Annotated in this window: 29 protein-coding genes; 14 read left to right on the forward strand and 15 right to left on the reverse strand. The window is 55.1% G+C overall.

The window, feature by feature from the left end; genetic code table 11:
• Window positions 1-55: 55 nt before the first annotated feature.
• Window positions 56-697 carry a riboflavin synthase gene (locus tag QLG21_RS09835; protein WP_006174926.1) on the forward strand — a complete coding sequence of 214 codons (642 nt, stop codon included), beginning with the start codon at window positions 56-58 and terminating at the stop codon, window positions 695-697.
• A 30-nt stretch (window positions 698-727) separates the two neighbouring features.
• On the opposite strand, the gene cfa is transcribed toward QLG21_RS09835, so the two are convergent.
• Both cfa and punC read right to left on the reverse strand, forming a co-directional pair.
• Window positions 728-1,876: a cyclopropane fatty acyl phospholipid synthase gene (gene cfa / locus QLG21_RS09840; protein ID WP_282484301.1), complete on the reverse strand. Its 1,149-nt coding sequence runs from the start codon at window positions 1,874-1,876 to the stop codon at window positions 728-730.
• A 298-nt stretch (window positions 1,877-2,174) separates the two neighbouring features.
• A complete protein-coding gene (gene punC / locus QLG21_RS09845) occupies window positions 2,175-3,374 on the reverse strand; it encodes a purine nucleoside transporter PunC (RefSeq protein WP_282484302.1) in 1,200 nt (399 codons plus the stop codon).
• A 114-nt stretch (window positions 3,375-3,488) separates the two neighbouring features.
• Between punC and punR the strand changes: the two genes are divergently transcribed.
• A complete protein-coding gene (gene punR, locus QLG21_RS09850) occupies window positions 3,489-4,400 on the forward strand; it encodes a DNA-binding transcriptional activator PunR (RefSeq protein WP_006174929.1) in 912 nt (303 codons plus the stop codon).
• 16 nt (window positions 4,401-4,416) lie between these two features.
• Here the strand turns inward: punR and purR are convergent, their stop codons facing one another.
• Window positions 4,417-5,442 carry an HTH-type transcriptional repressor PurR gene (purR, locus tag QLG21_RS09855; RefSeq protein WP_282484303.1) on the reverse strand — a complete coding sequence of 342 codons (1,026 nt, stop codon included), beginning with the start codon at window positions 5,440-5,442 and terminating at the stop codon, window positions 4,417-4,419.
• A gap of 297 nt (window positions 5,443-5,739) precedes the next feature.
• On the opposite strand from purR, the gene QLG21_RS09860 reads away from it, so the two are divergent.
• Both QLG21_RS09860 and QLG21_RS09865 read left to right on the forward strand, forming a co-directional pair.
• On the forward strand, window positions 5,740-5,829 hold the full coding sequence (locus QLG21_RS09860; RefSeq protein WP_042319665.1) for a YnhF family membrane protein: 90 nt from the start codon (window positions 5,740-5,742) through the stop codon (window positions 5,827-5,829).
• A 165-nt stretch (window positions 5,830-5,994) separates the two neighbouring features.
• Entirely contained in the window at window positions 5,995-7,161 is a 1,167-nt protein-coding gene (locus tag QLG21_RS09865) for an MFS transporter (protein WP_006174932.1), read from the forward strand.
• A gap of 37 nt (window positions 7,162-7,198) precedes the next feature.
• Here QLG21_RS09865 and sodB read toward each other — a convergent pair whose 3' ends face one another.
• Together sodB and QLG21_RS09875 are read right to left on the reverse strand one after the other, a co-directional pair.
• On the reverse strand, window positions 7,199-7,780 hold the full coding sequence (gene sodB, locus QLG21_RS09870; protein WP_006174933.1) for a superoxide dismutase [Fe]: 582 nt from the start codon (window positions 7,778-7,780) through the stop codon (window positions 7,199-7,201).
• Between the two features lie 122 nt (window positions 7,781-7,902).
• The gene (locus QLG21_RS09875; protein ID WP_006174934.1) at window positions 7,903-8,673 is read right to left on the reverse strand and encodes a C40 family peptidase; all 771 of its coding nucleotides are present in this window, start codon (window positions 8,671-8,673) and stop codon (window positions 7,903-7,905) included.
• Window positions 8,674-9,011: 338 nt separating this feature from the next.
• Here QLG21_RS09875 and grxD point away from each other — a divergent pair, with 338 nt between their 5' ends.
• Window positions 9,012-9,359 carry a monothiol glutaredoxin 4 gene (gene grxD / locus QLG21_RS09880; RefSeq protein ID WP_006174935.1) on the forward strand — a complete coding sequence of 116 codons (348 nt, stop codon included), beginning with the start codon at window positions 9,012-9,014 and terminating at the stop codon, window positions 9,357-9,359.
• Between the two features lie 42 nt (window positions 9,360-9,401).
• Here the strand turns inward: grxD and rnt are convergent, their stop codons facing one another.
• The 5 genes from rnt to eptA form a co-directional block, all read right to left on the reverse strand.
• Window positions 9,402-10,052, reverse strand: coding sequence for a ribonuclease T (gene rnt / locus QLG21_RS09885; protein ID WP_006174936.1), 651 nt, complete (start codon window positions 10,050-10,052; stop codon window positions 9,402-9,404).
• A 94-nt stretch (window positions 10,053-10,146) separates the two neighbouring features.
• Window positions 10,147-10,554, reverse strand: coding sequence for a lactoylglutathione lyase (gene gloA, locus QLG21_RS09890; RefSeq protein WP_006174937.1), 408 nt, complete (start codon window positions 10,552-10,554; stop codon window positions 10,147-10,149).
• Window positions 10,555-10,654: 100 nt separating this feature from the next.
• Complete coding sequence (locus tag QLG21_RS09895; protein WP_282484304.1) at window positions 10,655-11,752, reverse strand: alkene reductase; 1,098 nt, start codon at window positions 11,750-11,752, stop codon at window positions 10,655-10,657.
• Between the two features lie 54 nt (window positions 11,753-11,806).
• A complete protein-coding gene (locus QLG21_RS09900) occupies window positions 11,807-12,406 on the reverse strand; it encodes a TetR/AcrR family transcriptional regulator (RefSeq protein WP_282484305.1) in 600 nt (199 codons plus the stop codon).
• A 26-nt stretch (window positions 12,407-12,432) separates the two neighbouring features.
• Window positions 12,433-14,073 (reverse strand): phosphoethanolamine transferase EptA, encoded by a 1,641-nt coding sequence (gene eptA, locus QLG21_RS09905; RefSeq protein ID WP_282484384.1) that lies wholly within the window; start codon window positions 14,071-14,073, stop codon window positions 12,433-12,435.
• 148 nt (window positions 14,074-14,221) lie between these two features.
• Between eptA and QLG21_RS09910 the strand changes: the two genes are divergently transcribed.
• The 3 genes from QLG21_RS09910 (at window position 14,222) to sodC (ending at window position 16,006) form a co-directional block, all read left to right on the forward strand.
• Window positions 14,222-14,461, forward strand: a complete 240-nt coding sequence (locus tag QLG21_RS09910; RefSeq protein WP_006174941.1) for a DUF1289 domain-containing protein — start codon at window positions 14,222-14,224, stop codon at window positions 14,459-14,461.
• Window positions 14,462-14,509: 48 nt separating this feature from the next.
• Window positions 14,510-15,406: an aldo/keto reductase family oxidoreductase gene (locus QLG21_RS09915; protein WP_058608937.1), complete on the forward strand. Its 897-nt coding sequence runs from the start codon at window positions 14,510-14,512 to the stop codon at window positions 15,404-15,406.
• An 81-nt stretch (window positions 15,407-15,487) separates the two neighbouring features.
• The gene (gene sodC, locus QLG21_RS09920) at window positions 15,488-16,006 is read left to right on the forward strand and encodes a superoxide dismutase [Cu-Zn] SodC (protein ID WP_006174943.1); all 519 of its coding nucleotides are present in this window, start codon (window positions 15,488-15,490) and stop codon (window positions 16,004-16,006) included.
• On the opposite strand, the gene QLG21_RS09925 is transcribed toward sodC, so the two are convergent.
• From QLG21_RS09925 to QLG21_RS09935, 3 genes are read right to left on the reverse strand one after another with little or no spacing between them, the layout of a single operon-like run.
• Entirely contained in the window at window positions 15,985-18,018 is a 2,034-nt protein-coding gene (locus QLG21_RS09925; RefSeq protein ID WP_282484306.1) for an FUSC family protein, read from the reverse strand. The genes sodC and QLG21_RS09925 overlap by 22 nt on opposite strands.
• On the reverse strand, window positions 18,018-18,878 hold the full coding sequence (locus QLG21_RS09930; protein ID WP_282484307.1) for an HlyD family secretion protein: 861 nt from the start codon (window positions 18,876-18,878) through the stop codon (window positions 18,018-18,020). Before QLG21_RS09930 ends, QLG21_RS09925 begins: the two co-directional genes overlap by 1 nt.
• A 2-nt stretch (window positions 18,879-18,880) precedes the next feature.
• Window positions 18,881-19,117: a DUF1656 domain-containing protein gene (locus QLG21_RS09935; RefSeq protein ID WP_006174946.1), complete on the reverse strand. Its 237-nt coding sequence runs from the start codon at window positions 19,115-19,117 to the stop codon at window positions 18,881-18,883.
• 187 nt (window positions 19,118-19,304) lie between these two features.
• On the opposite strand from QLG21_RS09935, the gene slyA reads away from it, so the two are divergent.
• On the forward strand, window positions 19,305-19,745 hold the full coding sequence (slyA, locus tag QLG21_RS09940) for a transcriptional regulator SlyA (protein ID WP_006174947.1): 441 nt from the start codon (window positions 19,305-19,307) through the stop codon (window positions 19,743-19,745).
• A 37-nt stretch (window positions 19,746-19,782) separates the two neighbouring features.
• On the opposite strand, the gene QLG21_RS09945 is transcribed toward slyA, so the two are convergent.
• The gene (locus QLG21_RS09945; protein ID WP_282484308.1) at window positions 19,783-21,144 is read right to left on the reverse strand and encodes a GGDEF domain-containing protein; all 1,362 of its coding nucleotides are present in this window, start codon (window positions 21,142-21,144) and stop codon (window positions 19,783-19,785) included.
• Window positions 21,145-21,333: 189 nt separating this feature from the next.
• The gene (gene slyB / locus QLG21_RS09950) at window positions 21,334-21,801 is read right to left on the reverse strand and encodes an outer membrane lipoprotein SlyB (RefSeq protein WP_042319672.1); all 468 of its coding nucleotides are present in this window, start codon (window positions 21,799-21,801) and stop codon (window positions 21,334-21,336) included.
• 253 nt (window positions 21,802-22,054) lie between these two features.
• On the opposite strand from slyB, the gene anmK reads away from it, so the two are divergent.
• The 5 genes from anmK (at window position 22,055) to pdxY (ending at window position 26,642) form a co-directional block, all read left to right on the forward strand.
• A complete protein-coding gene (gene anmK / locus QLG21_RS09955) occupies window positions 22,055-23,179 on the forward strand; it encodes an anhydro-N-acetylmuramic acid kinase (protein ID WP_006174950.1) in 1,125 nt (374 codons plus the stop codon).
• 94 nt (window positions 23,180-23,273) lie between these two features.
• Window positions 23,274-23,597 carry a C-type lysozyme inhibitor gene (gene mliC / locus QLG21_RS09960; protein ID WP_006174951.1) on the forward strand — a complete coding sequence of 108 codons (324 nt, stop codon included), beginning with the start codon at window positions 23,274-23,276 and terminating at the stop codon, window positions 23,595-23,597.
• Window positions 23,598-23,654: 57 nt separating this feature from the next.
• Complete coding sequence (gene pdxH / locus QLG21_RS09965; RefSeq protein WP_006174952.1) at window positions 23,655-24,311, forward strand: pyridoxamine 5'-phosphate oxidase; 657 nt, start codon at window positions 23,655-23,657, stop codon at window positions 24,309-24,311.
• A 125-nt stretch (window positions 24,312-24,436) separates the two neighbouring features.
• Window positions 24,437-25,711: a tyrosine--tRNA ligase gene (tyrS, locus tag QLG21_RS09970; protein ID WP_042319674.1), complete on the forward strand. Its 1,275-nt coding sequence runs from the start codon at window positions 24,437-24,439 to the stop codon at window positions 25,709-25,711.
• Window positions 25,712-25,781: 70 nt separating this feature from the next.
• Window positions 25,782-26,642: a pyridoxal kinase PdxY gene (pdxY, locus tag QLG21_RS09975; protein WP_282484309.1), complete on the forward strand. Its 861-nt coding sequence runs from the start codon at window positions 25,782-25,784 to the stop codon at window positions 26,640-26,642.
• Window positions 26,643-26,703: the final 61 nt, after the last annotated feature.

The raw sequence follows: 26,703 nt of genomic DNA on the forward strand, positions 1-26,703 counted from the left end.
TGTGTTGGCATTAAAACGGTGTCACCACCGTCCGGAAAAAACAGGAGTTACAGGCATGTTTACTGGTATTGTCCAGGGCACCGCTAAAGTGGTGTCTATTGATGAAAAACCCAATTTTCGTACTCACGTTGTTGAGCTGCCGGAATATATGCTCGACGGCATCGAAACCGGTGCGTCGATTGCGCATAACGGCTGCTGCCTGACCGTCACAGAAATTAATGGTAATCACATCAGCTTTGATTTAATGAAAGAAACATTGCGGATTACCAATCTCGGCGAGCTGGCGGTAGGGGATACCGTAAACGTTGAGCGTGCCGCGAAGTTCAGCGATGAGATTGGCGGGCATCTGATGTCAGGCCACATCATGACTACGGCCGAGGTTGCCAAAATCATTACCTCGGAAAATAACCGTCAAATCTGGTTTAAAGTTCAGGACCCGGCATTAATGAAATACATCCTGTACAAAGGGTTTATTGGCATTGATGGGATCAGTCTGACGGTGGGCGAGGTCACGCCGACGCGTTTTTGCGTGCATTTAATTCCGGAGACGCTGCAGCGTACGACGCTGGGCGCAAAAAAACTGGGGCATCGCGTGAATATCGAAATTGATCCGCAAACCCAGGCGGTCGTCGATACCGTTGAGCGCGTACTGGCGGCAAAGGAAGCGGCGATAATAAAAGCGATTGACGAAGAATAAAAATAACCCCGGGCTTCCGGGGTTATTTTTTTAGCGAGCCACCCGCAGGCCGTGTTCGATACCGCGGCTAAAGACCACCTGCCACAGTTGAATATCACGCGCCCGGAATGCACCTGCGCAGGCATTCAGATAATAACTGAACATCCTTTTGAATCGTTCGGAATAGTTGTCGGCAATCTCCGGCCAGGCCGCCTGGAAGCGTTCGTGCCATGCCATTAACGTGGTGTCGTAATCTGCGCCAAAGTTGTGCCAGTCTTCCACGATAAAGTGAGATTCACTGGCATTGGCTATCTGGCGTACAGAGGGCAAACAGCCATTCGGAAAGATGTATTTATTGATCCACGGGTCAACGTTGTTGTCGGTCCGCTTCGAGCCAATGGTATGCAGCAGGAAGATACCGTCCGGCTTCAGGTTACGATCGGCCACCGTAAAGTAGGTCTTGTAGTTTTTCGGCCCTACGTGCTCAAACATTCCGACCGACACGATACGGTCGAACTGCTCATTAAGATCGCGATAATCCTGCAGATGAATATCGACATCCAGACCCTGGCAGCGTTCCTGCGCCATTTTTTGCTGTTCGGCAGAGATGGTGACGCCGACAACGCTGACGCCATAATGCTTCGCCATAAAGTACGCCAGTCCACCCCAGCCGCAACCAATATCCAGCACGCGCATGCCGGGTTCAAGCTGCAGTTTTTCACAGATTAAGCGCAATTTGTCCTGCTGCGCCTCTTCAAGCGTGGTCGCCTTTTTCCAGTAGCCGCAGGAATATTGCATGAAGGGGTCGAGCATACGGCTGAACAGATCGTTGCCGAGATCGTAGTGTTCTTTGCCAACGATCCATGCCCGTTTTTTACTCTGGAGGTTGAACAGGCGGGCGGAGGCGATGCGCAGCGTGTCTTTAACGTGTCGAGGAAGCTGGTTCTCCAGCCCCGCGCGTAGAACGCGGGTGAAAAAGATATCCAGCCGCTCGCAATCCCACCATCCATCCATATAGCTTTCGCCCAGGCCTAACGATCCCTCCTGCAGGACGCGTTTAAAAAAGTCGGGATTTTTGACCTGAGGGTCGTAAGGGGAGGACCCGTTAATAGTGATGCCCGCACGACTTAACAGTTCACTGACGATCCGGGACCAGTTGTCGTCCGGAACGCTGACTTCTTCTATACACGATGAACTCATAGCTTCTCCATCACCTTGCTGTGATCAGAACCTTCAAACAGCGTAGACGCTTTTTATGGTTTGTGAGAAATCTCACGGTAAACGCCCGCGAGGCTAGTATCCGACGTAGAACAGAGGAAGGGAGATAACCCTTGCCGAAATGCCTTCCATGGTAAAACGGGAGCACTCCGGCTCCCGTTAACACTTAATATTTATCGTATTTATCGAACCAAATTTAGTATAGGCCTCAAAATTTAGTGATTCAATAGAAAATTCTTAGCAACCTAATCACTGATATGCAACATAATTTCCCACGCGATTATGCCTGGGAGGCGTCTGCCTGCGCGCGGCTGGCCTGCTCACGGTAGGCAGAAGACTGTATGCGATACCCGATGACGGCCAGCACAGCGGTAAACTGCATCACGCTGGTGGTAGTGAGCAGCGGGGTGACAATCAGCGCGGATACCACGAGGCTTGCGAGGAAGCATAACCCCAGCTGCAGGGTATTTTGCAGCGCCGCCGCACGGCCGGTGGCCTGCGGGAACGGACGCAACGCCTGCGCCACCACGATTGGATAGATTGCGCCGTTGGCGACGGCCATCACGCAGAAAGGAATCAAAATTTCTGCAAGCCCCACGCCCGGAATGAAACCGACAGCCCAGGTGCCTACTACGCTCAGAGTGTACAGCGCCAGCAGCCAGGGCAGCATCTGCTGTCCGTCCCATTTCTGCAGGGCCGCACGACAGCCGTAGCCGCCCACCAGGAAGGCGATAGTTTGCGGAACGTAGCTCAGACCGATGGCCGCAGGGCTATAGCCCATATCGTGGAGGATAAAGGGTGAGCCGGTAAGCCAGGCGAAGAAGCTCGCAGAGCAGGCGGCGTAAATCAGGACGTTACCGCGATACGCTTTGGTGCGCAGCAGGGAGATAAAGGTGATGGGCTTCGCATCGGCGTGCGTGGCTTTTTTATGGGCCGGCTTAAGCGCAAAGGCGGGCAGCATCAGCACCAGCGTAATGGCAAACAGCGTGGCGAAAATCGCCTGCCAGTCGAAATGGGCGAGGATCCAGCTGCCCAGCAGCGGAGCAAGGGCCGGCGACAGGCCGACCAGCGGCATGATGGTGGCGAAGATCCGGTTTGTGCGCGAGGCCGGGTAGTAGTCGGTCACCAGCGCCTGCCAGGTGACCGCCGCCGCGCACACGCCCACCGCCTGAATAAAGCGCAGCACCAGCAGCCAGGTGGCATCACGTACCCACAGCATCCCCAGACAGCCTACGGCAAAAATCGCCAGGCCGAGTAACAGCACCGGCTTGCGGCCAAAGCGGTCAGAGAGCGGCCCCCACATCAGCTGTGCGATGGCGAAGCCCGCAAGGAATAAGCTCAGGCTGGCGCTGATGGCGGCGGCAGGCGTCTGCAAATCTTCCTGCATCGCGGCGAAAGCAGGGAGGTACATATCGGTTGCCAGAAAGCCAAGCACGCTTAAGCCGCCGAGCCAGACTAAAAATCCGTTTCTGGGTTGCATTGTTTTTTTCTCCTGAGGAGGCAGGTGTTAACTGGCGCAGAGTGTAGGGAGTGCAAAGCGGCTTGTGAAACGCTAATATTTGGTAAGTGCATTCAAATTTTTTGCAGGCAGAAAATGTGGTCTGATTATTCTCTTGAAGTGGTAGACGCCGTGGCGCGTAACGGCAGTTTTACCGGAGCCGCGCAGGAACTGCATCGGGTTCCCTCTGCGGTCAGTTATACCGTGCGCCAGCTGGAGGAGTGGCTGGCGGTGCCGCTGTTTGAGCGTCGGCACCGCGACGTGGTGTTAACGCCTGCGGGGGCGTGGTTTCTCAAGGAGGGACGTTCTGTCATCAAAAAAATGCAGATCACCCGCGAGCAGTGCCAACAGATCGCCAACGGCTGGCGGGGCCATCTCTCCATTGCGGTAGACAACATTGTGAAGCCCGAACGCACACGGCAGATGATCGTGGATTTCTATCGCCATTTCTCGGACGTTGAGCTGCGGGTATCGCAGGAGGTGTTCAACGGCGTCTGGGATGCGCTGGCGGACGGCAGGGTTGAGATGGCTATCGGCGCGACGCAGGCTATTCCCGTTGGGGGACGTTACGCTTTTCGGGATATGGGCATGCTGAGCTGGACCTGCGTGGTCGCCAGCCATCATCCTTTGGCCGCGCTGGAAGGGCCGCTGAGTGACGACACGTTGCGCAACTGGCCGTCGCTGGTGCTGGAAGATACCTCGCGCTCGCTGCCCAAACGCATCACCTGGCTGCTGGACAACCAGCGGCGCGTGGTGGCACCTGACTGGGAGTCGTCTGCCACCTGCCTGACGGCGGGCCTGTGCGTGGCGATGGTGCCCGTCCACTTTGCACGTCCGAGGATCGACAGCGGAGAATGGGTTGCCCTGCAGCTGGAAAACCCGTTCCCGGATGCAGCCTGTTGCCTCACCTGGCAGCAGAACGACGTATCGCCTGCGATGGCCTGGCTGCTGGATTATCTGGGAGACAGCGAAACGCTGAACCGGGAGTGGCTACGGGCGCCAGCGTAGCTGGCCCCGTTAACCATTAGCGACGGTAGTCGCGGAAAGGGCCATCCGCAACGGAACGGCGCTCAACAAGACGCGGGTGGACTTCAATAGACTGCGATTCTTCACGCTTGCTAACGATCCTGTCCATCAGCATGTTGAAAGCGGTTTCGCCCAGCGAATCTTTCGGCTGGTGGATGGTGGTCAGCGCCGGGGTGAAGAAACGGGCGTTACGCACGTTGTCATACCCGATCACGGAAATGTCCTGTGGCACGCGCAGACCCAGTTCGTCCGCCGCACAGAGCGCACCCATTGCCATAATATCGCCCCCGCAGAAGACGGCGGTAGGGCGAGGCTGCTGGGAGACGATCTGCTGCATGGCGCGATAGCCTGATTCTGGCTCGAAGTCACCCTGCACAATCCAGTTTTCCGGCACGGTGATCAGCGCTTCTTCCATCGCTTTCATAAAGCCAGCCAGACGCCCTGCGCCGGTGTTGCGCTCAAGCGGACCGGGAATAACGCCAATCTCGCGATGCCCGCGTTCTACCAGATATCGACCCGCCATATAGCCGCCTTCAAAAGCGTTATCAATCACGGAGTCGGTGAAATCGGCGCGCGCTTCGCCCCAGTCCATCACCACCATCGGGATGTGACGGTACTCTTCCAGCATGGAAAGCACCGATTCCGGGTATTCTGAACACATCACCAGCAGGCCGTCGACGCGCTTTTGCGCCATCATCGAAAGATAGGCACGCTGTTTTTCAATGTTGTTCCAGGCGTTGCCCAGAATCAGGGTATAGCCTTTCTGGAAGCAGTTTTTTTCCACCGCTTCGATAATTTCTGCGAAATAGGCCGCTTCGCTACTGGTCGCCAGCAAACCGATCGATTTGGTGTGATTGACTTTGAGGCTACGCGCTACCGCACTCGGGGAGTAGTGCAGCTCTTTGATCGCCGCCCAGACGGCATTGCGCGTCTCTTCAGCAACAAAGCGAGTTTTGTTAATAACATGTGATACGGTTGTAGTGGAAACGTTTGCGCGTTTTGCTACGTCTTTTATTGTTGCCATTAAATGTCACTCCAGACCATATCCTAAGCTCCTGATAAACATGAAGGTAAACGTTTGCCTTCTCTCACCCTTATTACGCAATCTTGAATTGCGACACGCCGGGAAAACGACACAGGACGTCAGGAGGGGGTCAATGGCCGGTACGCTAATAAATTTAGCGTGGAATTTTGTCCTATCTTGATGAAAAGGGGAAGAGCAAAAGTGGATATCAGGTTAAAACCAGGAAGATTTTTGACCTGAACTGTGTAAAAATGAGCAAGCTCACTTTTCGTGGGGTGATTAAAAGGAGAAAAATTGATGAGTTCCGATCTGAAGTTTTCGCTGGTTACCACCGTTATTGTGCTGGCATTGATTGTGGCCGGTGGTTTAACGGCTGCGCTGCACTGATTCACGCGGAGGGAGAGGCGTCTCCCTCCACATCCTCGCCTGATTGTTACCCCTCTGGCAAAAATCTTTTGCCAAAATGTTAACTTCTCATTTTTTGTGATTGATGTCATGCTTTTGGCTTCATTGTTCTGTGTCACGACGCGACACGGCATCCGGAGTTAACGCATGAAAATCAATTTCCCCTTGCTGGCCCTGGCGATTGGCGCTTTTGGGATTGGCACCACTGAATTCTCCCCGATGGGCTTGCTGCCCGTTATCGCGCGGGGCGTAGACGTCTCAATACCGGCGGCCGGTATGCTGATCAGCGCCTATGCGATCGGCGTGATGGTGGGGGCCCCCCTGATGACGCTGTTGCTCTCGCACCGCGCGCGTCGCAATGCGCTGATTTTCCTGATGGCGATCTTCACGCTTGGCAATGTGCTCTCCGCAATTTCGCCTGACTACACCACCCTGATGCTGTCGCGTATTCTGACCAGCCTCAACCACGGTGCATTCTTCGGGCTGGGATCAGTCGTTGCCGCCAGCGTGGTTCCCAAACATAAACAGGCCAGCGCGGTCGCCACCATGTTTATGGGCCTGACGATCGCCAATATTGGCGGCGTACCGGCGGCGACCTGGCTCGGTGAAGTCATCGGCTGGCGCATGTCGTTCCTCGCCACCGCCGCACTTGGGGTAGTGGCGATGGCCGCCCTGTTCTTCTCCCTGCCGAAGGGCAGCGCCGGAGAACGCCCTGATGTACGCAAAGAGCTGTCGGTGCTGGTGCGCCCTCAGGTTCTTTCCGCGCTGTTGACCACCGTGCTGGGCGCCGGGGCGATGTTTACCCTCTATACCTATATTTCACCGGTGCTGCATGAGATCACTCACGCTACGCCGATCTTTATTACCGCTATGCTGGTGCTGATTGGCGTGGGCTTCTCGATTGGCAATTACCTTGGCGGGAAGCTGGCAGACCGTTCCGTTACCGGCACGCTGAAAGGCTTTTTAACCCTGCTGATTGTGATTATGGTGGCCATCCCGTGGCTGGCGCGCACTGAAGTGGGGGCGGCGATTGCGATGGTGGTCTGGGGTGCGGCGACCTTTGCCGTGGTGCCGCCACTGCAAATGCGCGTGATGCGTGTTGCTCATGAGGCGCCGGGGCTCTCTTCTTCCGTCAATATCGGGGCGTTTAACCTCGGGAATGCGCTGGGCGCTGCGGCGGGCGGTGCGGTGATCTCGGGTGGTCTGGGTTACGGCTTTGTACCCGTGATGGGGGCGATTGTGGCCGCGCTTGGCCTGCTGCTTGTGCTGATGTCAGGGCGAAAACAGCCTGAAGCGGCCTGCGCTGCAAAATAGGAAAAAACGCAGAAGGGCGAACCCTTCTGCGTGTCTCTTACCCGGCGAAGTTCTTCGCCACGAATTCCCAGTTCACCAGCGCCCAGAAGTGCTCCAGATAGTTAGGGCGCGCGTTACGGTAGTCGATGTAGTAGGCGTGTTCCCACACGTCCACCGTCATCAGCGGCGTGGCGCTGGTGGTCAGCGGTGTACCAGCGTTAGACGTCGACACGATAGCCAGCTTACCGTTGGCCTCTTTCACCAGCCATGTCCAGCCGGAACCAAAGTTTTTCACCGCTGCGTCGGTAAATTTCGCTTTAAAGTCCGCGAAGCTGCCAAACGCCGCGTTGATCGCCTCGGCCAGTTCACCAACAGGTTCTCCGCCCGCATTTGGTGCCAGGCAGTGCCAGTAGAAGGTGTGGTTCCACACCTGCGCGGCATTGTTGAACACGCCACCCTCTGAGCTACGCACGATCTCTTCCAGGGTTTTGCCTTCAAACTCGGTGCCTTTGATCAGGTTGTTGAGGTTGGTGACGTAGGTCTGGTGGTGTTTGCCGTAATGGTACTCCAGGGTTTCCGCAGAAATGTGCGGTGCCAGGGCGTCTTTTGCATACGGTAGTGCAGGTAATTCGAACGACATTGCTTCTCTCCTTATTGTTTTATACGTTGCCAATAACCCTACAGACAACAAGGATAGAGTAGCAGATTAAAAGGGTATGCAAAAGAGGAGCTTACCCTGCTACGACGGTAGCAGGGCAGGGGTTAGCGGACGGTTTTCGGCGTCATGACCCGGCGCGCGCCAACGTAGTGGCGTACCCAGTAGTCTTCGCTGAGAGAGGTGATCTGAATATCCTGGCCGCTACGCGGAGACTGAATGAATTTTCCATTGCCGACGTACACGCCAACGTGATCAGCCGTGCCGCGGCCCTGGGTGCGGAAGAATACCAGGTCGCCGTTCTGGAGTTCGCCACGGTTTACCGGAGCCGCATCGCGCAGGTGGTACATTTCATTCGCGGTGCGGGGAATACGAAACTTCACCAGATCCTTATACGCGTAATAGACCAGGCCGCTGCAGTCGAAACCGGTACGCGGAGAGGAACCTCCCCAGTGATAGGGTTTACCAATTTGCCCCATCAGTTTATTCATCGCCGTCTTTTGCGCTTTTTGCATGCGCACCTTATGTACTTCCGCGAGTTTGGTGGCTTTGGTGCACGTCGATTTATGCCCCTTGCGCACCGTGCATTTTTCGCTCACGAGCCTGGCGGCTGTCTGGGTAGTTTTACGCGTGTGGGTGCGGGAGGTTTTGGTTTTCGATTTGGTCTTGCTGGAGGCGGTCTGTTTGGTCTGAGCGGTGGTTTTTTTCTTAACGGTCTTGCCGGGAGTTTTTTTCTTACGTTCTGTGGTTTTCGCCAGATGCGTTTTTTGTACAGCAGAATGCCGCGCCTGTTCAGAGGCGTTCGCCGCTGGCGTGAATGAGAGTGATGTAAACAGTAAGGCACAGAGCGTGATCGAGATTTTATTTATCCGCGCCACTGGGCAGTCCCCTGATAATTGCAGGCCATCAATAATGCCCGCGTGTGATTTACAAAGCCCGTCGATTCTAATCTATAAAAACCCGGGAAGTTAATAGCATTTTTCAATCTAAAAACGTGTTTCGTTAGCAAGTGCAAAAAAATTCATCGTTCTGTAGCACTATTGTTCACTCCCTAAGCAAAACCTTAGAGTGAGAAAGGGTAAGCACCATTTTCAATGCAACTTATAGCCACACACGTTAAAATATATAAACGTGACTAAAATGTTATTTTCCGATGTCTGTCTGAACCGCTACAATGTCAGACAATTGCCGTAACAGAAGTTAAAGGAAGCAAAACATGAGCACCACTATTGAAAAAATCCAGCGCCAGATCGCTGAAAACCCGATTCTCCTGTATATGAAAGGTTCTCCGAAGCTGCCTAGCTGCGGTTTCTCCGCGCAAGCGGTTCAGGCACTGTCTGCCTGTGGTGAGCGTTTTGCTTACGTTGATATCCTGCAAAACCCTGACATCCGTGCTGAACTGCCAAAATACGCAAACTGGCCGACCTTCCCACAGCTGTGGATTGATGGCGAGCTGGTTGGCGGCTGCGACATCCTGATCGAAATGTATCAGCGTGGCGAACTGCAGCAGCTGATCAAAGAGACAGCGGCGAAGTACAAAACCGAAGAGCCGGGCGCAGAGTAAGCTTGCCAGCCCTGTAAAAAAGCGACCTTTCGGTCGCTTTTTTTATGCGTCGTTCTCGCCCATCGGCAGCGGCCAGCCGCCTAACCGCTTCCAGCGGTTCACGATTTCACAGAACAACTCGGCTGTGCGCTCGGTATCATAGAGCGCGGAGTGCGCCTGCGTGCCGTCAAATTCGATTCCTGCGGTGATGCAGGCTTTTGACAACACCGTCTGACCGAGCGCCAGACCGCTCAGCGCCGCTGTGTCAAAGGTTACGAAAGGGTGGAAAGGGTTGCGCTTAAGTGAGGCGCGCTCGGCGGCAGCCATCGTAAAGCTGTGGTCGAAGGTGGCGTTGTGCGCCACCATAATGGCGCGGCTACAGTCGTTATCTTTCATGCCTTTACGCACCATTTTAAAAATGGCGTGAAGCGCGTCGTACTCGCTCACCGCGCCGCGCAGCGGGTTTTTCGGATCGATGCCGTTAAACGCCAGCGCCTCGGGCTGCAGATTCGCCCCTTCGAAGGGTTCAACGTGGAAATGCAGCGTGGTGTCCGGTGTAAGCCAGCCCTGTTCATCCATTTTCAGCGTTATGGCGGCAATCTCAAGCAGCGCATCGGTTTTAGCGTTAAATCCGGCTGTTTCTACATCAATGACAACGGGATAAAAACCACGAAAACGGTCGCACAGACCGGTAAATTGAGCGTTATCGGACATCAGGGTCTCTTACATGGGGAAAAAGCAGTGCGCATTATGGCAAATTTTGGCAGGGGATGCAGTAAAACAACAGGGCGCAAATGCGCCCTGGGGATCAGTTGCCCAGACCGCGACCGGCGTCTTTGGCTTCAATCAACTCGATTTTGTAACCGTCCGGATCTTCAACGAAGGCAATCACGGTTGTGCCGCCTTTAACCGGGCCCGCTTCACGCGTGACGTTGCCGCCGTTGCTGCGGATGCGTTCACAGGCTTCGGCTGCGTTATCCACTTCCAGCGCGATATGGCCGTAGGCATTGCCCAGGTCATAGCTCTCCACGCCCCAGTTATAGGTCAGTTCGATAACCGCTTCATCGGATTCCGGGCCATAGCCCACAAAGGCCAGCGAGTATTTGTATTCCGGGTTTTCGCTGGTGCGCAGCAGTTTCATGCCCAGTACGTTAGTGTAGAAATCGATAGAACGTTGCAGGTCGCCAACGCGCAGCATGGTGTGAAGTAGGCGCATAATTTCCTCATTAACCAATGGAAAGGATTATCTTTTTTAACAGAAACGATGTTTTAGTATAGCGGCGATATGTCGCCGCTATCAATGCACAATGACGGGATTAGAGCGTAGGGTAGTCGGTGTAGCCTTCCGCGCCGCCGCCATAGAAGCTTTCCGGACGCTGAGGGTTAAGCTCTGCTTTATGTTTAAGACGTGCGACCAGATCCGGGTTAGCGATGAAATCGCGACCAAACGCAACGGCATCGATCAGACCTTTGTTGATCAAATCTTCTGCTTTCTCAGGCGTGTACGCGCCCGCACCGATGATCACCCCGTGGAAACGATCGCGCACTTTCTGACGGAACGCTTCGGTGTATGGCTGACCGCCCGCCCAGTCTGGCTCGGACATGTGCAGGTAGGCAATGCCGCGTTTGGCCAGCTCTTCAATCAGATACAGCGCGTCTGCTTCTTCATTCGGGCCGTTATCTACGTTCTGGAACGTACCGATCGGGGACACGCGGATACCGATACGGTCAGCGCTCCACTCTTTGCACACTGCGTCCACCACTTCCAGTACCAGACGCGCGCGGTTCTCAACGCTGCCGCCGTATTGGTCGGTACGGTGGTTAGAAGACGGGGAGAGGAACTGGTGCAGCAGGTAGCCGTGGGCCGAGTGCAGTTCAACCAGGTCGAAACCGGCTTCACGCGCGTTCGCGACCGCCTGACGGAAATCATTGACGATACCCGGGATCTCGTCCAGCTCCAGCGCACGCGGCATGGAGGTATCAACGCGAATGGCGTTGCCGTTTTCATCGCGCAGGGAGGTGCGGGTATTGGCGCTCAGGGCCGAGGCGGAAACCGGTGCCTGGCCGCCAGGCTGGATGCTGCTGTGTGAGATACGCCCGGTGTGCCACAGCTGTACCGCGATACGGCCATCGTCAGCGTGCACGCCAGCGGTGATTTTCTTCCACGCGGCAATCTGCTCCGGGCTGTGCAGGCCAGGTGCGCCCGCGTAGCCTTTCGCCTGAGCGGAAATCTGGGTTGCTTCGGAGATGATCAGGCCAGAGCTTGCGCGCTGACGATAGTATTCACCCATCAGTGGAGTTGGAATATCACCCGGCTCAATGCTGCGCAGACGGGTCAGCGGGGCCATGAACACGCGGTTCGGTGCAGTAACAGCACCCACTTTCAGTGGGGTAAATAATTTTTCATCGGACATAAAGGCTCCTGAGTAGACCAGTCGACTAGTAACAAGGTAAATAAAAAACGCCTGCTAAACGCCAGGCGCTGTAATCGTGTATTTCACATGCGCCAGGGCGCTTTCAAGCGGTGCGGCACTGCGAGAAATTTTGGCCTGCAGATTGGCACCTAACCACAGGGCATAAAGAACCTGCGCCTGGGTTAACGGCTCCCCGGAGAAGGCCAGCGTTTTTTCGTCGCGACCTTTCTCCAGCGCCTGTGCAAGCAGGGCGATAACACCCGTGGCGCCTTTATCCATGGCTGCGCGCATATCTTCGGAAAGATCGCACACCTCGGCAGAAAGTTTTACCGTCAGGCAACCGCTGATAATGCCCTGCTGACAGAACTGGGTCAGCGTTTCCTGATAGTAGTTCAGCACACGATCCCGATAGTTGCCTTCACCCTGGGCAAAATGGGTGGCGAGGCGCTGATGATAGCTGGCATAGTGCCGCTCAAGCATCGCCACGCCGAAGGCTTCTTTGGATCGAAAATAGTGATAAAACGATCCCTTCGGCACTTCAGCGGTTTTTAACAGCTCGCTCAGCCCCATTCCGGTAAACCCGCGATGCATGCAAAGACGCTCGCCGGTAGCCAGTAGATGTTCGCGCGTATCGTGTTCAGTGTATCTGCTCATCGCTGCACTGTATTAGACCATTCGGTCTAATGCAAGCCGATTTCGTGTCTGCATGCGTTGACAATATCCAGTTGCTGCTGATAAACCGTTGATTTCACGTCCATCATCCCCAGCACCGTTGAGAACAAGTTGTCCTGTGACACCGCATTTTTTGCTGCATAATCACGTAAGCACTGCTCATCAACGCCAAAGTTTTTCGCATAGTCCGGGGAGAGCCAGAACACGAACGGAATGTGCGTCTGCTGTTCCGGCGCCAGCATGTACGGCGTGCCGTGCAGATAAATTCCGCTTTCGCCCAGCGATTCACCGTGATCAGACAGGTAGATCAGCGCCGTATTCATGCTGCTCTGGCGCGCTTTCAGCGCGTCGATGGTTTTACTGACCACGCTGTCGGTGTACAGAATCGTGTTGTCGTAGGTGTTAATCAGCGCCTGATGATCGCAGTCCTGAATTTCATTGGTATCACAGGTCGGGGTGAATTTCCGGAAACTGCTGGGATAGCGGTTGTAATAGGCCGGACCGTGGCTGCCCATCAGGTGTATGACCAGAACGCTGTCCTGTTTCAGCCCGTCCAGCACGTTATCAAGACGGTAGAGGTTGACGTCGTCGATGCAGGACTGGTCTTTACAGAACGTATCCAGCTTCCACTGCGTCATGTCCGTGTGCGGCACTCGATCGCATGCGCCTTTACAACCGCCGTCATTATCACGCCACAGCAGGTTGATGCCCGCATGGCGGAGCACGTCGAGCAGGCCTTCCTGGTGATGGGCCAGATCGGCATCATAATTTTTTCGGGTCATACCGGAGAACATGCAGGGAACCGACACCGCGGTCTCGGTACCGCAGGACGAGGCCTGGGGGAAGGAAATCACCTTTCGCTTTTCCAGCTCCGGGGTCGTTTCGCGACCATAGCCATTTAGCGAGTAGTTCGCCGCACGTGAGGCTTCACCGACGACCACGACCAGAACCGTTTTCTTCGGTTGACCGGAAATCAGCGCCCCTTTATGGGCATCCTCCCCGATGCGCACCAGCGTTTGATTGCCTGCAAACCAGCGGGTTTTGCTGTATTTGATAACAGCGCTGACGTAGTTCGCCGGGGTGACCATTTTCACAATGCTTTTGTTATTACGAAATAACGAGGCGTAGTCCTTATAAAACACGGAGGCGATCAGCACGATCACCAGCAGCGCGCCCAGCATGGCCGCGACCCGCATGAGCAGGGCGTACCACCATTTCCCCGCGCGGATCGTCGTCAGAGCCAGCACCACCGACGGCACCACCCCTGCAATGACAATCCACAACACGATCTGCGGCGTCAGCAGCGCGGTGGCTTCCTGGGAATTGGTTTCGAATACGTTGACGATCATGTTCTGGTCGATAACCGCACCGTAGGTATACATAAAGTAGGTGGCGGCGGCGCATCCCATGGTCAGGATGATCATCAGCGGCTTGCGGATAAACGGGATATTCAGCAGGCTGAAGACAATGACCCAGCCGCAAAACAGCACCAGCGGAACAGACGCTGCGAACAGCATGTCGTGCAGATGAGCAGGGGCAATAATCTGCCAGCTGCGGTGAATGAACAACGCGTTTAGCGCGGTGAAGAAGAGAGCACAACCGAGCGTGAACTTCATATCGTTACAGTGTAACTTTTTGGCAAACCACATCATTAACAAACCATTCTTTATAGTGATGTGTTGAGTATAAGGCGGGAAGATTAGTGAAACCTTAATGCCACATTTCTGTGGTAAAGCCCTTGCAGACGCCGTGTTTAGCGTCTTCACTGTAGGTGATAAACGGTTTGCGGAGGTGTGTGTGGCAGAGCAGCTGGAGTTTTTCCCCGTCCAGAGCCCTTGCCGGGGGATTTGCCAGTCGGATGAACGCGGATTTTGTCGCGGCTGTATGCGTACCCGCGATGAACGGTTCAACTGGCAACATTTAAGCGATCCGCAAAAGCAGGAGGTGCTTCGCCTGTGCCGGCAGCGACTCCTGCGCAAATTACGCGCAAACAAAGCGGTTGAAAGCGAAGAACCCCAGCAACCTTCACTGTTTTAGCAAGGTAATTGCGTATACTGATGACATAACTTCTCTGAGGAAATTGTTATGGTTCAGCGTATTACTCTTGCCCCGCAGGGCCCGGAATTTTCCCGCTTTGTGATGGGTTACTGGCGTTTGATGGACTGGAATATGTCCGCTCCCCAGCTGGCGAGCTTTATTGAAGAACACCTCGATCTTGGCATCACCACCGTCGACCATGCTGATATTTATGGCGGCTATGCGTGTGAAGCGGCCTTTGGCGAGGCGCTGAAACGTGTGCCTGCGCTGCGTGCCAGAATGGAGATCGTGACGAAATGCGGTATCGCCACCACGGCAAAACCTGAACATGCCCTCGGCCATTACATCACCGACAGCGCACACATCGTTAAGAGCGCCGAGCAGTCGCTGGTGAACCTGGCCACAGACCATATCGACCTGCTGTTAATTCACCGCCCCGATCCGCTGATGGATGCCGATGAGGTGGCTGAAGCGTTCCTCAATCTTCATCAGAGCGGCAAAGTGCGCCACTTCGGCGTCTCGAACTTTACGCCAGCCCAGTTCGCGCTGCTGCAGTCGCGTCTGCCGTTCACGCTGGCGACTAATCAGGTTGAGATTTCACCGGTTCACCAGCCGCTGCTGCTGGATGGCACGCTCGACCAGCTGCAGCAGTTGCGCATTCGTCCTATGGCGTGGTCTTGCCTCGGCGGCGGACGGCTGTTCAATGACGAAGCCTTCCAGCCGCTGCGTGATGAGCTGGAAACCGTTGCCCGTGAACTCAACGCTGAGAGCATTGAGCAGGTGGTGTACGCGTGGATCCTGCGTCTGCCGTCAAAACCGCTGCCAATTATTGGTTCCGGCAAGATTGAGCGCGTGCGCGCCGCGCTGGGCGCTGAAGAACTGCAGATGACCCGCCAGCAGTGGTTCCGTATTCGCAAGGCGGCGCTCGGTTACGACGTTCCGTGATCGGGTAACGCGGTGAATTTCCGGTGATTTCTCTGCTCCTGGTTTAAACTTAAGGAGCAAAAAATAATTAACGGAGGTTACATGAAACGTTTTGCTCTGGCATTAGTGGCACTGGCTGTTTGCGCAGGCGCGCAGGCAGCCAGCGATGAAGTAGAAATGAATCTCGTCACCTCTCAGGGGGTTGGCCAGTCCATCGGGACGGTGACCATCACCGAAACGGACAAAGGACTGGAGTTTGCCCCCAATCTCAAAGCGCTTCCTCCCGGTGAACATGGCTTCCATGTTCATGCCAACGGCAGTTGTCAGCCCGCGATAAAAGAGGGTAAAGCGTCGGCGGCAGAAGCGGCGGGCGGCCACCTCGATCCTGAGCACACCGGAAAGCATGAAGGCCCGGAAGGAATGGGGCACTTAGGGGACTTGCCGGTGCTTGTCGTGAATAACGATGGCAAAGCCACGGACCCCGTTACCGCGCCACGGCTGAAAAAGCTGGACGAGGTAAAAGGTAAGTCGCTGATGATCCACGTTGGTGGCGATAACATGTCCGATCAGCCTAAACCGCTTGGCGGCGGGGGAGCACGCTACGCCTGCGGGGTGATCTGATCGCCAATCGTACCCGGCGGCGGCGCTTGTTCGAGCTGCGACAGCGAACAGTGCAGCCGCCAGATTATCGACGCTAAATCCCGCGCCGCAGGCAAATGATGGCGCGCCAGGGTATCGCAAATGCGCTGCAGTTCGGCGAGCGTGACGCTAAGCGACCGCTGCTGAACGCCACGCTCGCTCATGACATCCCGCAGCAGAGAGATACAGACATCCCGAACCTGCGACAGCGGATCGGAACGCGTCTCCCAGGCACGCAGCTGCCAGACCACATGCGAACAGTTCAGCAATACCACGCCCCAGCGAAGCAGCCAGCGGCGGGCAAGGGAGTCCTGACTGTTATTGAGCTGGCTGACGTGGTGATACACCAGCGACTCATACTCGCTCTCGCGCAGATGCGGTCTGCGGCTGAGCTGATCGACGAACCCCCTGCGTAACTCCCGAATATGACGGCGGCTTTTACGGGCATCGGACCCGGGACGCAGCACGGCGAACGCTAACCACGCCAGCCCCACGCCTAAAATTTTGGCCAGATTGTCATTGAGGAAGTCAGCGTAATCATAGACCGGTGGATTTGTGACCGAGATAAATGACCCCATAAAGACGATCAGCTGTCCCCACAGGCCCGCCAGCTTCGGCATTTGCAGTTTCAGCAACTGCATGGTGATTAATAGCGGAAAGAGAAACAGCAGAAACTGCCAGAGATCGCTTATCTGCACCATCAACCCAAACTTGACGACAAAACTGAATAAGGACAGCAGCACCAGCGTGCGAAGCAGCAGCGTCAGCGAGTTGAACGGCGAGGCGACGACGGAATAGAGCACGCAGCTGATGGCGGCCAGAGTGAGGGCGGCGCTGCCGGATTCCCATTGGGTGGTGATGCTCCATGCGCCAACCAGCGTCAGCGCACAGAAGGTGCGAAACCCGCTCCACAAGGCTTCCATATAGTCGGTATGGCGCGCCAGCGCCGGGCTGCCCGGTACGGCGAATTCTGTTATCGGCGTGGCATTCTCAATCGCCCGGATCCAGCGGCTGCTGCGCAGATAGAGCCGGCAAAAATAGTTCAGGCGCTGCCAGAAGGCCCGGTGGCGATAGTCATATTCATCCGTTGGGGCGAGCGGGGCGATAATCCGCGCCACGGTATAGATATCCGCATCCGGTCGGGCGAGGGTGGCGAGCAGCGTATCGATAACCTCTCGGGTATGTACAGGCGAGTCGGGCCAGTTCAGCAGCATCCTGCGCAGGCTGGAGATGGCGCTGGTCATCCGCAACTGCTGATGCAGAAGATAGTTCAGGAGCGTGTTCTGGCGGCGGAAGCGGTAATGGCTCCAGAACGCCTGAATGCGCAGCAGATTCATGGTCAGGATCTGCCCGATGACCTTTTCATGTGCCAGGCGAATATCATCGTTGGTGTCGGGCTGCCACAGCAGACTGGCGTGTTCCAGCAGGCGCGCGTGCATCGTCTTCAGGGCGGTGATAAGCGCGGTACCGTCTGAGGTACTGGGCAGGATCATCATCATCACCCCGCCACACAAGATCCCAACGATAACTTCACAGACGCGCGCCTGGGCAATGTCCCACAACTCGGTGGTGTCCAGCACGTTGACGACCGGGAAGGCGATGATCGCCGCCGTATAGCCCGCCAGCTGGAAAGCGTAGGCGACGTTGTTGGTAAAGTGCGCGCAGGCCCAGGTGCAAAACCCAAGCCATCCGGCCATGCTCAGTAAAAAGAGCCACGGATCGTTCAGGGTATGTCCGGCGATAATCAGTGCGGCCGTAGCCCCGAGTAAACTCCCCGCGACGCGGCCCAGACTTTTGCTGATCACGCCGCCGACGGTCGGGAAGCTGACCACTGCCGCCGAGGTCATTGCCCAGTAGGGTTGATCCAGATTGAGATAATACGCAACGGTAAGCGCCAGACACATCGCAATGCCGTTGCGCAAGGCGTAGCGCCATTGCGGGCGCGTCGCTTTGAGCCACGGCGTATTGCGCCAGGAGAACGCCCGCAGGTTCATCAGTGTGACCCGATTGAGACAGTGCAGGTGGTACCGGATACCAACGTTATGCCTTGCGGAAGGGTATCGAACTCCACCCGGACCGGCACGCGCTGCGCAAGACGCACCCAGGGCACGTTAGGTTTGATGTCCGGCACCAGGCCTGAATCGGCCTCGACGCTCTGATCGTAGATGGCGCGGCCGATACTGGAGACGTGACCCTGTAACGTTTGCGAGCCGCTGTAGAGCGTTATGGTCGCTGGCGCGCCGTTCTGAATGTGGCGCAGCTTGGTTTCCTCGAAGTAGCCGACCACATAAAACGAGTGGCTGTCGACTAACGCAAAGACCGGCTGTCCGGTGGTGGCATAATCGCCCACGCGGGTGGAGAGGTTTGTTATCCAGCCGTCGACGGGCGCTTTTACCACGGTCTGGGTAAGCTGCCACTGCGCCTGTTTTAGCGTGGCCTGTGCCACCTCAACGCTGGCCTGCATTGCCTTTACGTTGAGGTTGGCGGTATCCAGATCTTCCGCCGAAATATAGTTCTGCGACAGATGGCGACGGCGGTTGGCTTCATTATTGGCTTTCGCCAGATCGGACTGGGCTTTAGCAAGTTGCGCCTGCGCATTGAGGACCGCAATGTGGAAAGGCGTCTCATCAATGCGGAACAACACCTCACCCTGTTTAACGAACTGATTATCCTTCACCATCAGCGCGGTGATCGTGCCCGATACCTGGGGGGTAATACTGACCTGTTCCGCGCGGACCTTGCCGTCCCGCGTCCAGGGCGATTGCATGTAGTAGTTCCACATCCACCAACCCGCGATGAGTGCCAGCACCAGAACCAAAAGAGTGGAAAAGTATTTAAGCGTTTTCAGGGACATATTCACCACACAACCAATACGGCAAGGCCAAGACACACGGAGAGAGCAAAGAGGGAGAGATCCATCAGCATCGGATGCCAGATTTCGCCGGAATACATCCAGTCGCGCAGCACGCGGTGTGCCACAAGCCAGATTAAAAAGCCCAGCAGGACAGCTTTAAACAGCGGCGGAAAATAGACGGATGCTCCGACAACCAGGTCCTGGAGGGGTAATCCCGCGGAGCTTAACGAGAACGTCACGAGCAGAGATCCTTTGCAGTGAGGAAAATGCCACGGTGGCCTGTTTTTACATGACGACGCATGAATATTCAGTGTAAATCATACTGACAACATCGGCTGTATGCAGTATTGCATTTGTTTTGGCAATACAAATGCTGCACACTATTCTAAAATCAGTATAATAACTTAGCAAGCTAATTATAAGGAGATGAAATTGGAATCGCCATTAGGTTCTGATCTGGCAAGGTTGGTACGCGTCTGGCGTGCTCTGATTGACCATCGCCTGAAACCTCTGGAATTGACACAGACGCATTGGGTTACGCTGCATAACATCCATCAGCTTCCGCCCGACCAGTCACAAATTCAACTGGCAAAGGCGATCGGCATTGAACAGCCTTCGCTGGTACGTACGCTCGATCAGCTGGAGGAGAAGGGACTGATATCCCGTCAAACCTGCGCCAGCGACCGACGCGCTAAGCGGATTAAACTGACTGAAAAAGCCGCGCCAATCATCACCGAGATGGAGGCCGTCATCAGCAAGACGCGGGGGGAAATCCTCTCCGGGATTTCACCTGAGGAACTGGAGATGCTCATCGGGCTTGTTGCTCGCCTCGAGCAAAACATCCACGAACTGCAGTCGCGCGACTGATCCTGTAAAAAGGCCTTGCATCAGCAAGGCCTTTTTTTCACAGGTAAACCACCACCCGGTTGCGACCCATCTCTTTCGCTTCATACATCGCCTTATCGGCGCACTCCACGCACGTTTCCGCCGTCGTTTCGGCTGACGTCGCCGTAAAGACACCCATGCTGATAGTAATGGGTTCAGGCAGTTGCCCCTCGCTGCTGTTTTTATCGAAACTGCTGAGCTTCTCGCGGATCCGCTCCGCCACCAGGCGAGCCGTGTCCGGCGGGGTATTCGCCAGCATCAGAACGAACTCTTCGCCCCCGATACGCGCAGCAATGTCATCCGGTCGCACCGAGTCCATCAGCAGCCTGGCGACAAATTTTAATACCTTGTCGCCCTGAAGGTGCCCGTAGCAGTCGTTGATACGCTTGAAGCGATCGAGATCGCTTACGACAACGGAAACCGGCTGGGTACGGCTCGCGCTGCGCAGCGAATGGTTGAGGGCGTCGTAAAAGTAACTGCGGTTGTACAGACGCGTAAGAGGGTCACGTATGGAGTTTTGATAAGACTGCTGATACTTCAAATGCGATTCGCGGTAGAGATTAAATACATCATAAAGCAGAACAAATATAATCAACAGCGTGGCAATGGTCTCAAATAAACGCGCACGATACCAGGAAATATCTTCAGCCTGCCCGGCTATCAGCATCATCAAAAGCGTCCCGATATAACACAACGATAAGAAATTACCGCTGACCCAAAACATATTACGTATCCGGGTAATAATCATCAGCGTGACAAACGTCGCAACCCACAGCACGATTAAGATAATGTTAATCACCCGGTTCCAGATAGCCATAAAATGTCGGGTTTCATTATCGATCAGATCCAGGGAGAATAACGACGAATGGCTGGAGTAAAACCAGGCGAGGGCAATGATCACTACGGTAAAAAGAAGCATGCCAAAAAAAAGAGAAGTATGCGTCATGCGCGAAAGGGGAACATCACGTACGACATACAGTAGGGCAGATACAATAAACAACACCGCCATCAGGATATGGCGAAACATGTAATAGATCATCGCATCGTTATAGTTGATGGTACTGAACTGATAGAGGTTCAGCCACGCCGGAAAGCTGGTGAGCGTCCCGACCATCAGCAACGCAGAGCCGGTAAAGGCAAGCGCGATAGCGACAAGATACAACCGCCGTTTGTCACACCAGTATTTCATCACCATAAAGCAGGCGATAACCGAATGAAAGACCAGCAAAAAAATGGTCAGCGTGGGGAATAACAAAGGTGAAAAAGAGGGGACGTGTTTAACGAGTTGCAAAAACAGGAAATGTAATATCCCTATAACAAAAAAGCTCCCCAAAAAGAAAGGAATGTATCTATTTTTTACATATCGACCAATCGCAAGCATAATAATCTTAACAAAAAAATGAATAAAGGCGGCGAGTTTAGCGATGATATGCGCAAATTACTTTGCGCAGGAGCAATATATTATGGGAAGTAATTATGAATAAGATGAATATGTTTTAGCAATTAAAACGGATGACAGATATTCATGTGAGATAAAGGATACGGCCTGTAGACCGTATCCTTTATTAAATTAACGTGGAGAAACGGTCACCTGGCTGCCGTTGCTGGCAATCACGACGCGCTGGCCTGCAGAGAAGCGGGTGCTGCCTTGCTTCTGCACAACCATGATGGTGTTACCGTCATCTTTACGGATTTCCAGTTCAACACCCTGAGTTTTGTTCATGGCACCCTGTACGCCCTGGCCTGCTACGCCACCGGCAACAGCACCCGCCGCGGTGGCCAGTGAACGACCTGTCCCGCCACCGATGGTGTTACCCAGGAAACCACCCAGAACGGCACCGCCGATTGCACCGACGACATTGCTGTCATCACCACCCTGGATCTGTACAGGACGTGCATTGACAATCGTACCGTAGGTGACGTTCTGCACCTGTTTAGCTTCAGACGCGCTATAAACGTCGCCAGAGAGTGAACTGTCATTCACACAACCAGCCAGTGTTAAACCAATCAGCGAAACGCCCAGTACACGTAAAATCATTTGAATCTCCTGTTCACCAACAACGCCCGGTTCGGGCATCCGTAATGGCTAAATTATATGGCATAAGAGGCCAACGTTCATAACTTTGTATGCACAATAAGAAAAGTGTACTTGAAATTGGCTTAACGAGACATAAACAAAAATCTCTGTGGTACGTGTCTGACATTGTTAAAAAATATTATCGCCGCATAGAAAAGCCCCCCGGATTGTGGTTGAGTATTTATCCTAAGACCACGCAACCTAAGGAAAGCGCATGAAATCGGGTCGATACATAGGCGTGATGTCAGGCACCAGTCTTGATGGTGTTGATGTCGTTCTGGCCGCGATAGATGAAAACATGGTGGCCCAGCAGGCAAGCCTGACGTGGCCGATCCCCGTCTCGCTGAAAGAGGACATACTGAACATCTGTCAGGGCCAGCAGCTGACGCTGTCACAGCTTGGGCAACTGGACGTCCGCCTGGGATCGCTGTTCGCGGATGCTGTTCTGGCGCTTATGCACAAGGAAAACCTGCAGCCGCAGGATATCGTGGCGATTGGCTGCCACGGTCAGACGGTGTGGCATGAACCGACCGGCGACGCGCCGCATACCCTGCAAATTGGCGATAACAACCAGATCGTAGCGAAAACCGGCGTCACGGTTGTGGGCGATTTTCGTCGACGGGATATTGCCCTTGGCGGGCAGGGCGCGCCGCTGGTTCCAGCTTTCCATCAGGCGCTGCTGGCACACCCCAGCGAACGTCGGATGGTGCTCAACATTGGCGGGATCGCCAACCTGTCGATGCTGATCCCGGGCCAGCCGGTACGCGGGTACGATACGGGGCCAGGCAATATGCTGATGGATGCCTGGATCTGGCGTCAGTGCGGCAAACCCTACGACAAGGACGCGCAGTGGGCGAGCGAAGGTAAAGTTGTCCTGCCGCTCCTGCAATCCATGTTAAGCGATCCCTATTTTTCGCTTCCTGCGCCTAAAAGCACCGGCCGTGAATATTTCAACTATGGCTGGCTGGAGCGCCAGCTGGCGCCGTTCCCGGCGCTGGCCGCGCAGGACGTCCAGACCACGCTGGTGGAGTTGACCGCTGTCTCGATATCTGAACAGGTCATGCTCAGCGGCGGATGCGAGCGACTGCTGGTGTGCGGCGGCGGCAGCCGTAACCCGCTGGTGATGGCACGTCTCGCCGGGTTGTTGCCAGGCACCGAAGTCTCGACCACGGATGAGGCCGGGATCAGCGGGGATGATATGGAGGCTCTGGCCTTCGCCTGGCTTGCGTGGCGTACCGTTGCCGGCCTGCCGGGCAATTTACCGTCCGTTACCGGCGCGCGTGAAGCCAGCGTGCTGGGGGCGATTTACCCCGCAAATCCTCGTCATAATCAGAGTTAACTGAATTTCAGTGCTGCGGCCAGCCGTTAGAATATGACGAAAAGCCGGAGGGTGATAACGCCCTCCGGGATCAGAAAAGTCGACGGAACACGCCATGAAAAAACTTCTTCTTATTACTCTGCCTTTTTTACTTGCAGGATGCAGTGCCTATAACCAGTTCGTTGAACGCATGCAGACCGATACGCTGGAGTATCGCTGTGATGAAAAACCGCTCACCGTGAAGCTGAACAACCCGCGTCAGGAAGCGAGCTTTATTTATGACAATAAACTCCTGACCCTCAAGCAGGGCATGTCGGCCTCAGGTGCCCGCTATACAGATGGGATCTATGTCTTCTGGTCGAAAGGCGACAGCGCCACGGTCTATAAACGCGACCGTATCGTGCTGAACAATTGCCAGTTAGAAAATCCGAAGCGTTGAGATTTTCACAGGGGCGGCGCACAATAGCGCCACCCTAAGTCTATTTCAGCTAACGCCATGTCAGATAACGACGAACTGCAGCAAATTGCGCACCTGCGCCGTGAATACACCAAAGGCGGTCTTCGCCGCCAGGATCTTCCCGCTGAACCGCTGGCGCTTTTTGAGCGCTGGCTGAAACAGGCCTGCGAGGCTAAGCTCGCTGACCCCACGGCCATGGTTGTTGCCACGGTTGATGAAAACGGCCAGCCTTACCAGCGCATCGTGTTGCTCAAGCATTATGATGAAAAAGGGTTGGTGTTCTATACCAATCTTGGCAGCCGCAAGGCGCACCATCTCGAACGCAATCCCCGTATTAGCCTGCTGTTCCCCTGGCACATGCTGGAGCGTCAGGTGATGGTCACCGGTAAAGTCGAACGCCTCTCGACGCTGGAGGTGGTGAAGTATTTCCATAGCCGTCCGCGCGACAGCCAGATTGGCGCGTGGGTCTCTAAGCAGTCCAGCCGCATTTCGGCGCGCGGCGTGCTTGAAAGCAAATTCCTCGAGTTAAAACAGAAATTCCAGCAGGGCGAAGTGCCGTTACCGAGCTTCTGGGGCGGGTTCCGCATCCCCATCGAACAGATGGAATTCTGGCAGGGGGGCGAGCATCGCCTGCACGACCGCTTTTTATACCAGCGCGAGAGCAACGGCTGGAAAATTGACAGACTGGCACCCTAAACCCCGAAATTTGTTGTTTTAAGCGCTAGCGCAACGTGCGCCAGCGCTTTATTCTATGTTCCTTTCGCACCAGGCGAAAAGTCGTGTACCGGCAAAGGTGCAGTCGTTTATACATGGAGAATTTGATGGCAAGCAGTAACTTGATTAAACAATTGCAAGAGCGGGGCCTCGTGGCCCAGGTGACGGACGAAGAAGCGTTAGCAGAGCGACTGGCGCAAGGCCCGATCGCGCTCTATTGCGGCTTCGATCCCACCGCTGACAGCTTGCATTTGGGGCATCTTGTTCCCTTGTTATGCCTGAAACGCTTCCAGATGGCGGGCCACAAGCCGGTCGCACTGGTGGGCGGCGCGACCGGTCTGATTGGCGACCCAAGCTTTAAAGCCGCTGAGCGTAAACTGAACACTGAAGACACGGTGCAGGAGTGGGTGGATAAAATCCGCAAACAGGTTGCCCCTTTCCTCGACTTCAACTGTGGTGACAACGCCGCTATTGCCGCGAATAACTATGACTGGTTTGGTGGCATGAACGTGCTGACCTTCCTGCGCGACATCGGCAAACACTTCTCTGTTAACCAGATGATAAACAAAGAAGCGGTGAAGCAGCGTCTGAATCGTGACGATCAGGGCATCTCCTTTACCGAGTTTTCCTACAACCTGCTGCAGGGCTATGACTTTGCCTGCCTGAACAAACTGCACGGCGTGGCATTGCAAATTGGCGGTTCCGACCAGTGGGGGAACATCACCTCCGGTATCGATTTGACCCGTCGTCTGCATCAGAATCAGGTCTTTGGCCTGACCGTACCGCTGATCACTAAAGCCGACGGCACCAAATTTGGTAAAACCGAAGGCGGCGCGGTATGGCTCGATCCGAAGAAAACCAGCCCGTACAAGTTCTATCAGTTCTGGATCAACACCGCCGACGCCGACGTGTATCGTTTCCTGAAATTCTTCACCTTCATGGATATTGAGGCGATCAATGCGCTTGAAGAAGAAGACAAAAACAGCGGTAAAGCGCCACGCGCGCAGTACGTGCTGGCGGACGAAGTGACCAAACTGGTTCATGGCGAAGAAGGTCTGGCGGCCGCAAAACGCATTACGGCAAGCCTGTTCAACGGCACCCTGAGCGATTTAAGCGAAGCGGACTTCGAACAGTTGGCGCAGGATGGCGTGCCGATGGTTGAGATGGAAAAAGGTGCAGACCTGATGCAGGCGCTGGTGGATTCCGAGCTGCAGCCGTCCCGCGGCCAGGCACGTAAAACCATCGCCTCTAACGCCATCACCATCAACGGCGAAAAACAGGCCGACCCGGAATACACCTTCGTTGAAGGGGACCGTCTGTATGGCCGCTACACGCTGCTGCGTCGCGGTAAGAAAAACTACTGTCTGGTGTGCTGGAAGTAATTAAAAAATGTCGCCAGGGGCGTGGGAAACCACGCCCCTTTTGTTTGTTCAGGGTAGTGGTAAGCAAAAAATGAAGAATATCCTCGCCATTCAGTCCCACGTTGTTTTTGGCCATGCGGGTAACAGCGCTGCGGAATTCCCCATGCGCCGCCTCGGTGCCAACGTCTGGCCCCTTAATACCGTTCAGTTTTCTAATCATACGCAATACGGCAAATGGACCGGCTGCGTGATGCCGCCTTCCCATCTGACGGAGATCGTGCAGGGCATTGCTGATATCGACCAGCTCAAGCGCTGTGACGCCGTGCTGAGCGGCTATCTTGGCTCCGCAGAGCAGGGTGAGCACATCCTTGGCATCGTACGCCAGGTTAAAGCTGCGAACCCGTCAGCAAAGTATTTCTGCGATCCGGTGATGGGGCATCCTGAGAAAGGCTGCATCGTCGCGCCCGGCGTGGCGGAGTTTCACGTGCGCCACGCGCTACCTGCGAGCGATATCATCGCCCCAAACCTGATCGAACTGGAGATCCTCTGCGAGCACCCGGTCAATAGCGTCGACGAGGCGGTAAGCGCGTCCCGCGAACTGATTGCTCAGGGGCCGGAGATTGTCCTGGTGAAACACCTCGCGCGCGCAGGGATAAGCCAGGACCGTTTTGAAATGCTGTTGGTGACGAAGGAAGACGCCTGGCACATCAGCCGACCGCTGGTGGATTTCGGCGCGCGTCAGCCGGTTGGGGTGGGGGACGTGACCAGCGGTTTACTGCTGGTGAAACTGCTGCAGGGCGCAACCCTGCGCGATGCGCTTGAGCATGTCACTGCAGCCGTGTATGAAATTATGATTGCCACCAAAGACATGCATGAGTACGAATTACAGGTTGTGGCGGCGCAGGAGCGTATTGCGAAGCCTGAGCACTACTTCAGCGCCACTCGGTTATAAACATCCCCCGGCGGCGCTGCGCATGAAGTTGTAGGCCGGGTGAGCGTGAGCGCCACCCGGC

Origin of the sequence: Enterobacter sp. V87_3, assembly GCF_029967835.1 — a bacterium.
Taxonomy (GTDB): Bacteria; Pseudomonadota; Gammaproteobacteria; order Enterobacterales; family Enterobacteriaceae; genus Enterobacter; species Enterobacter cancerogenus.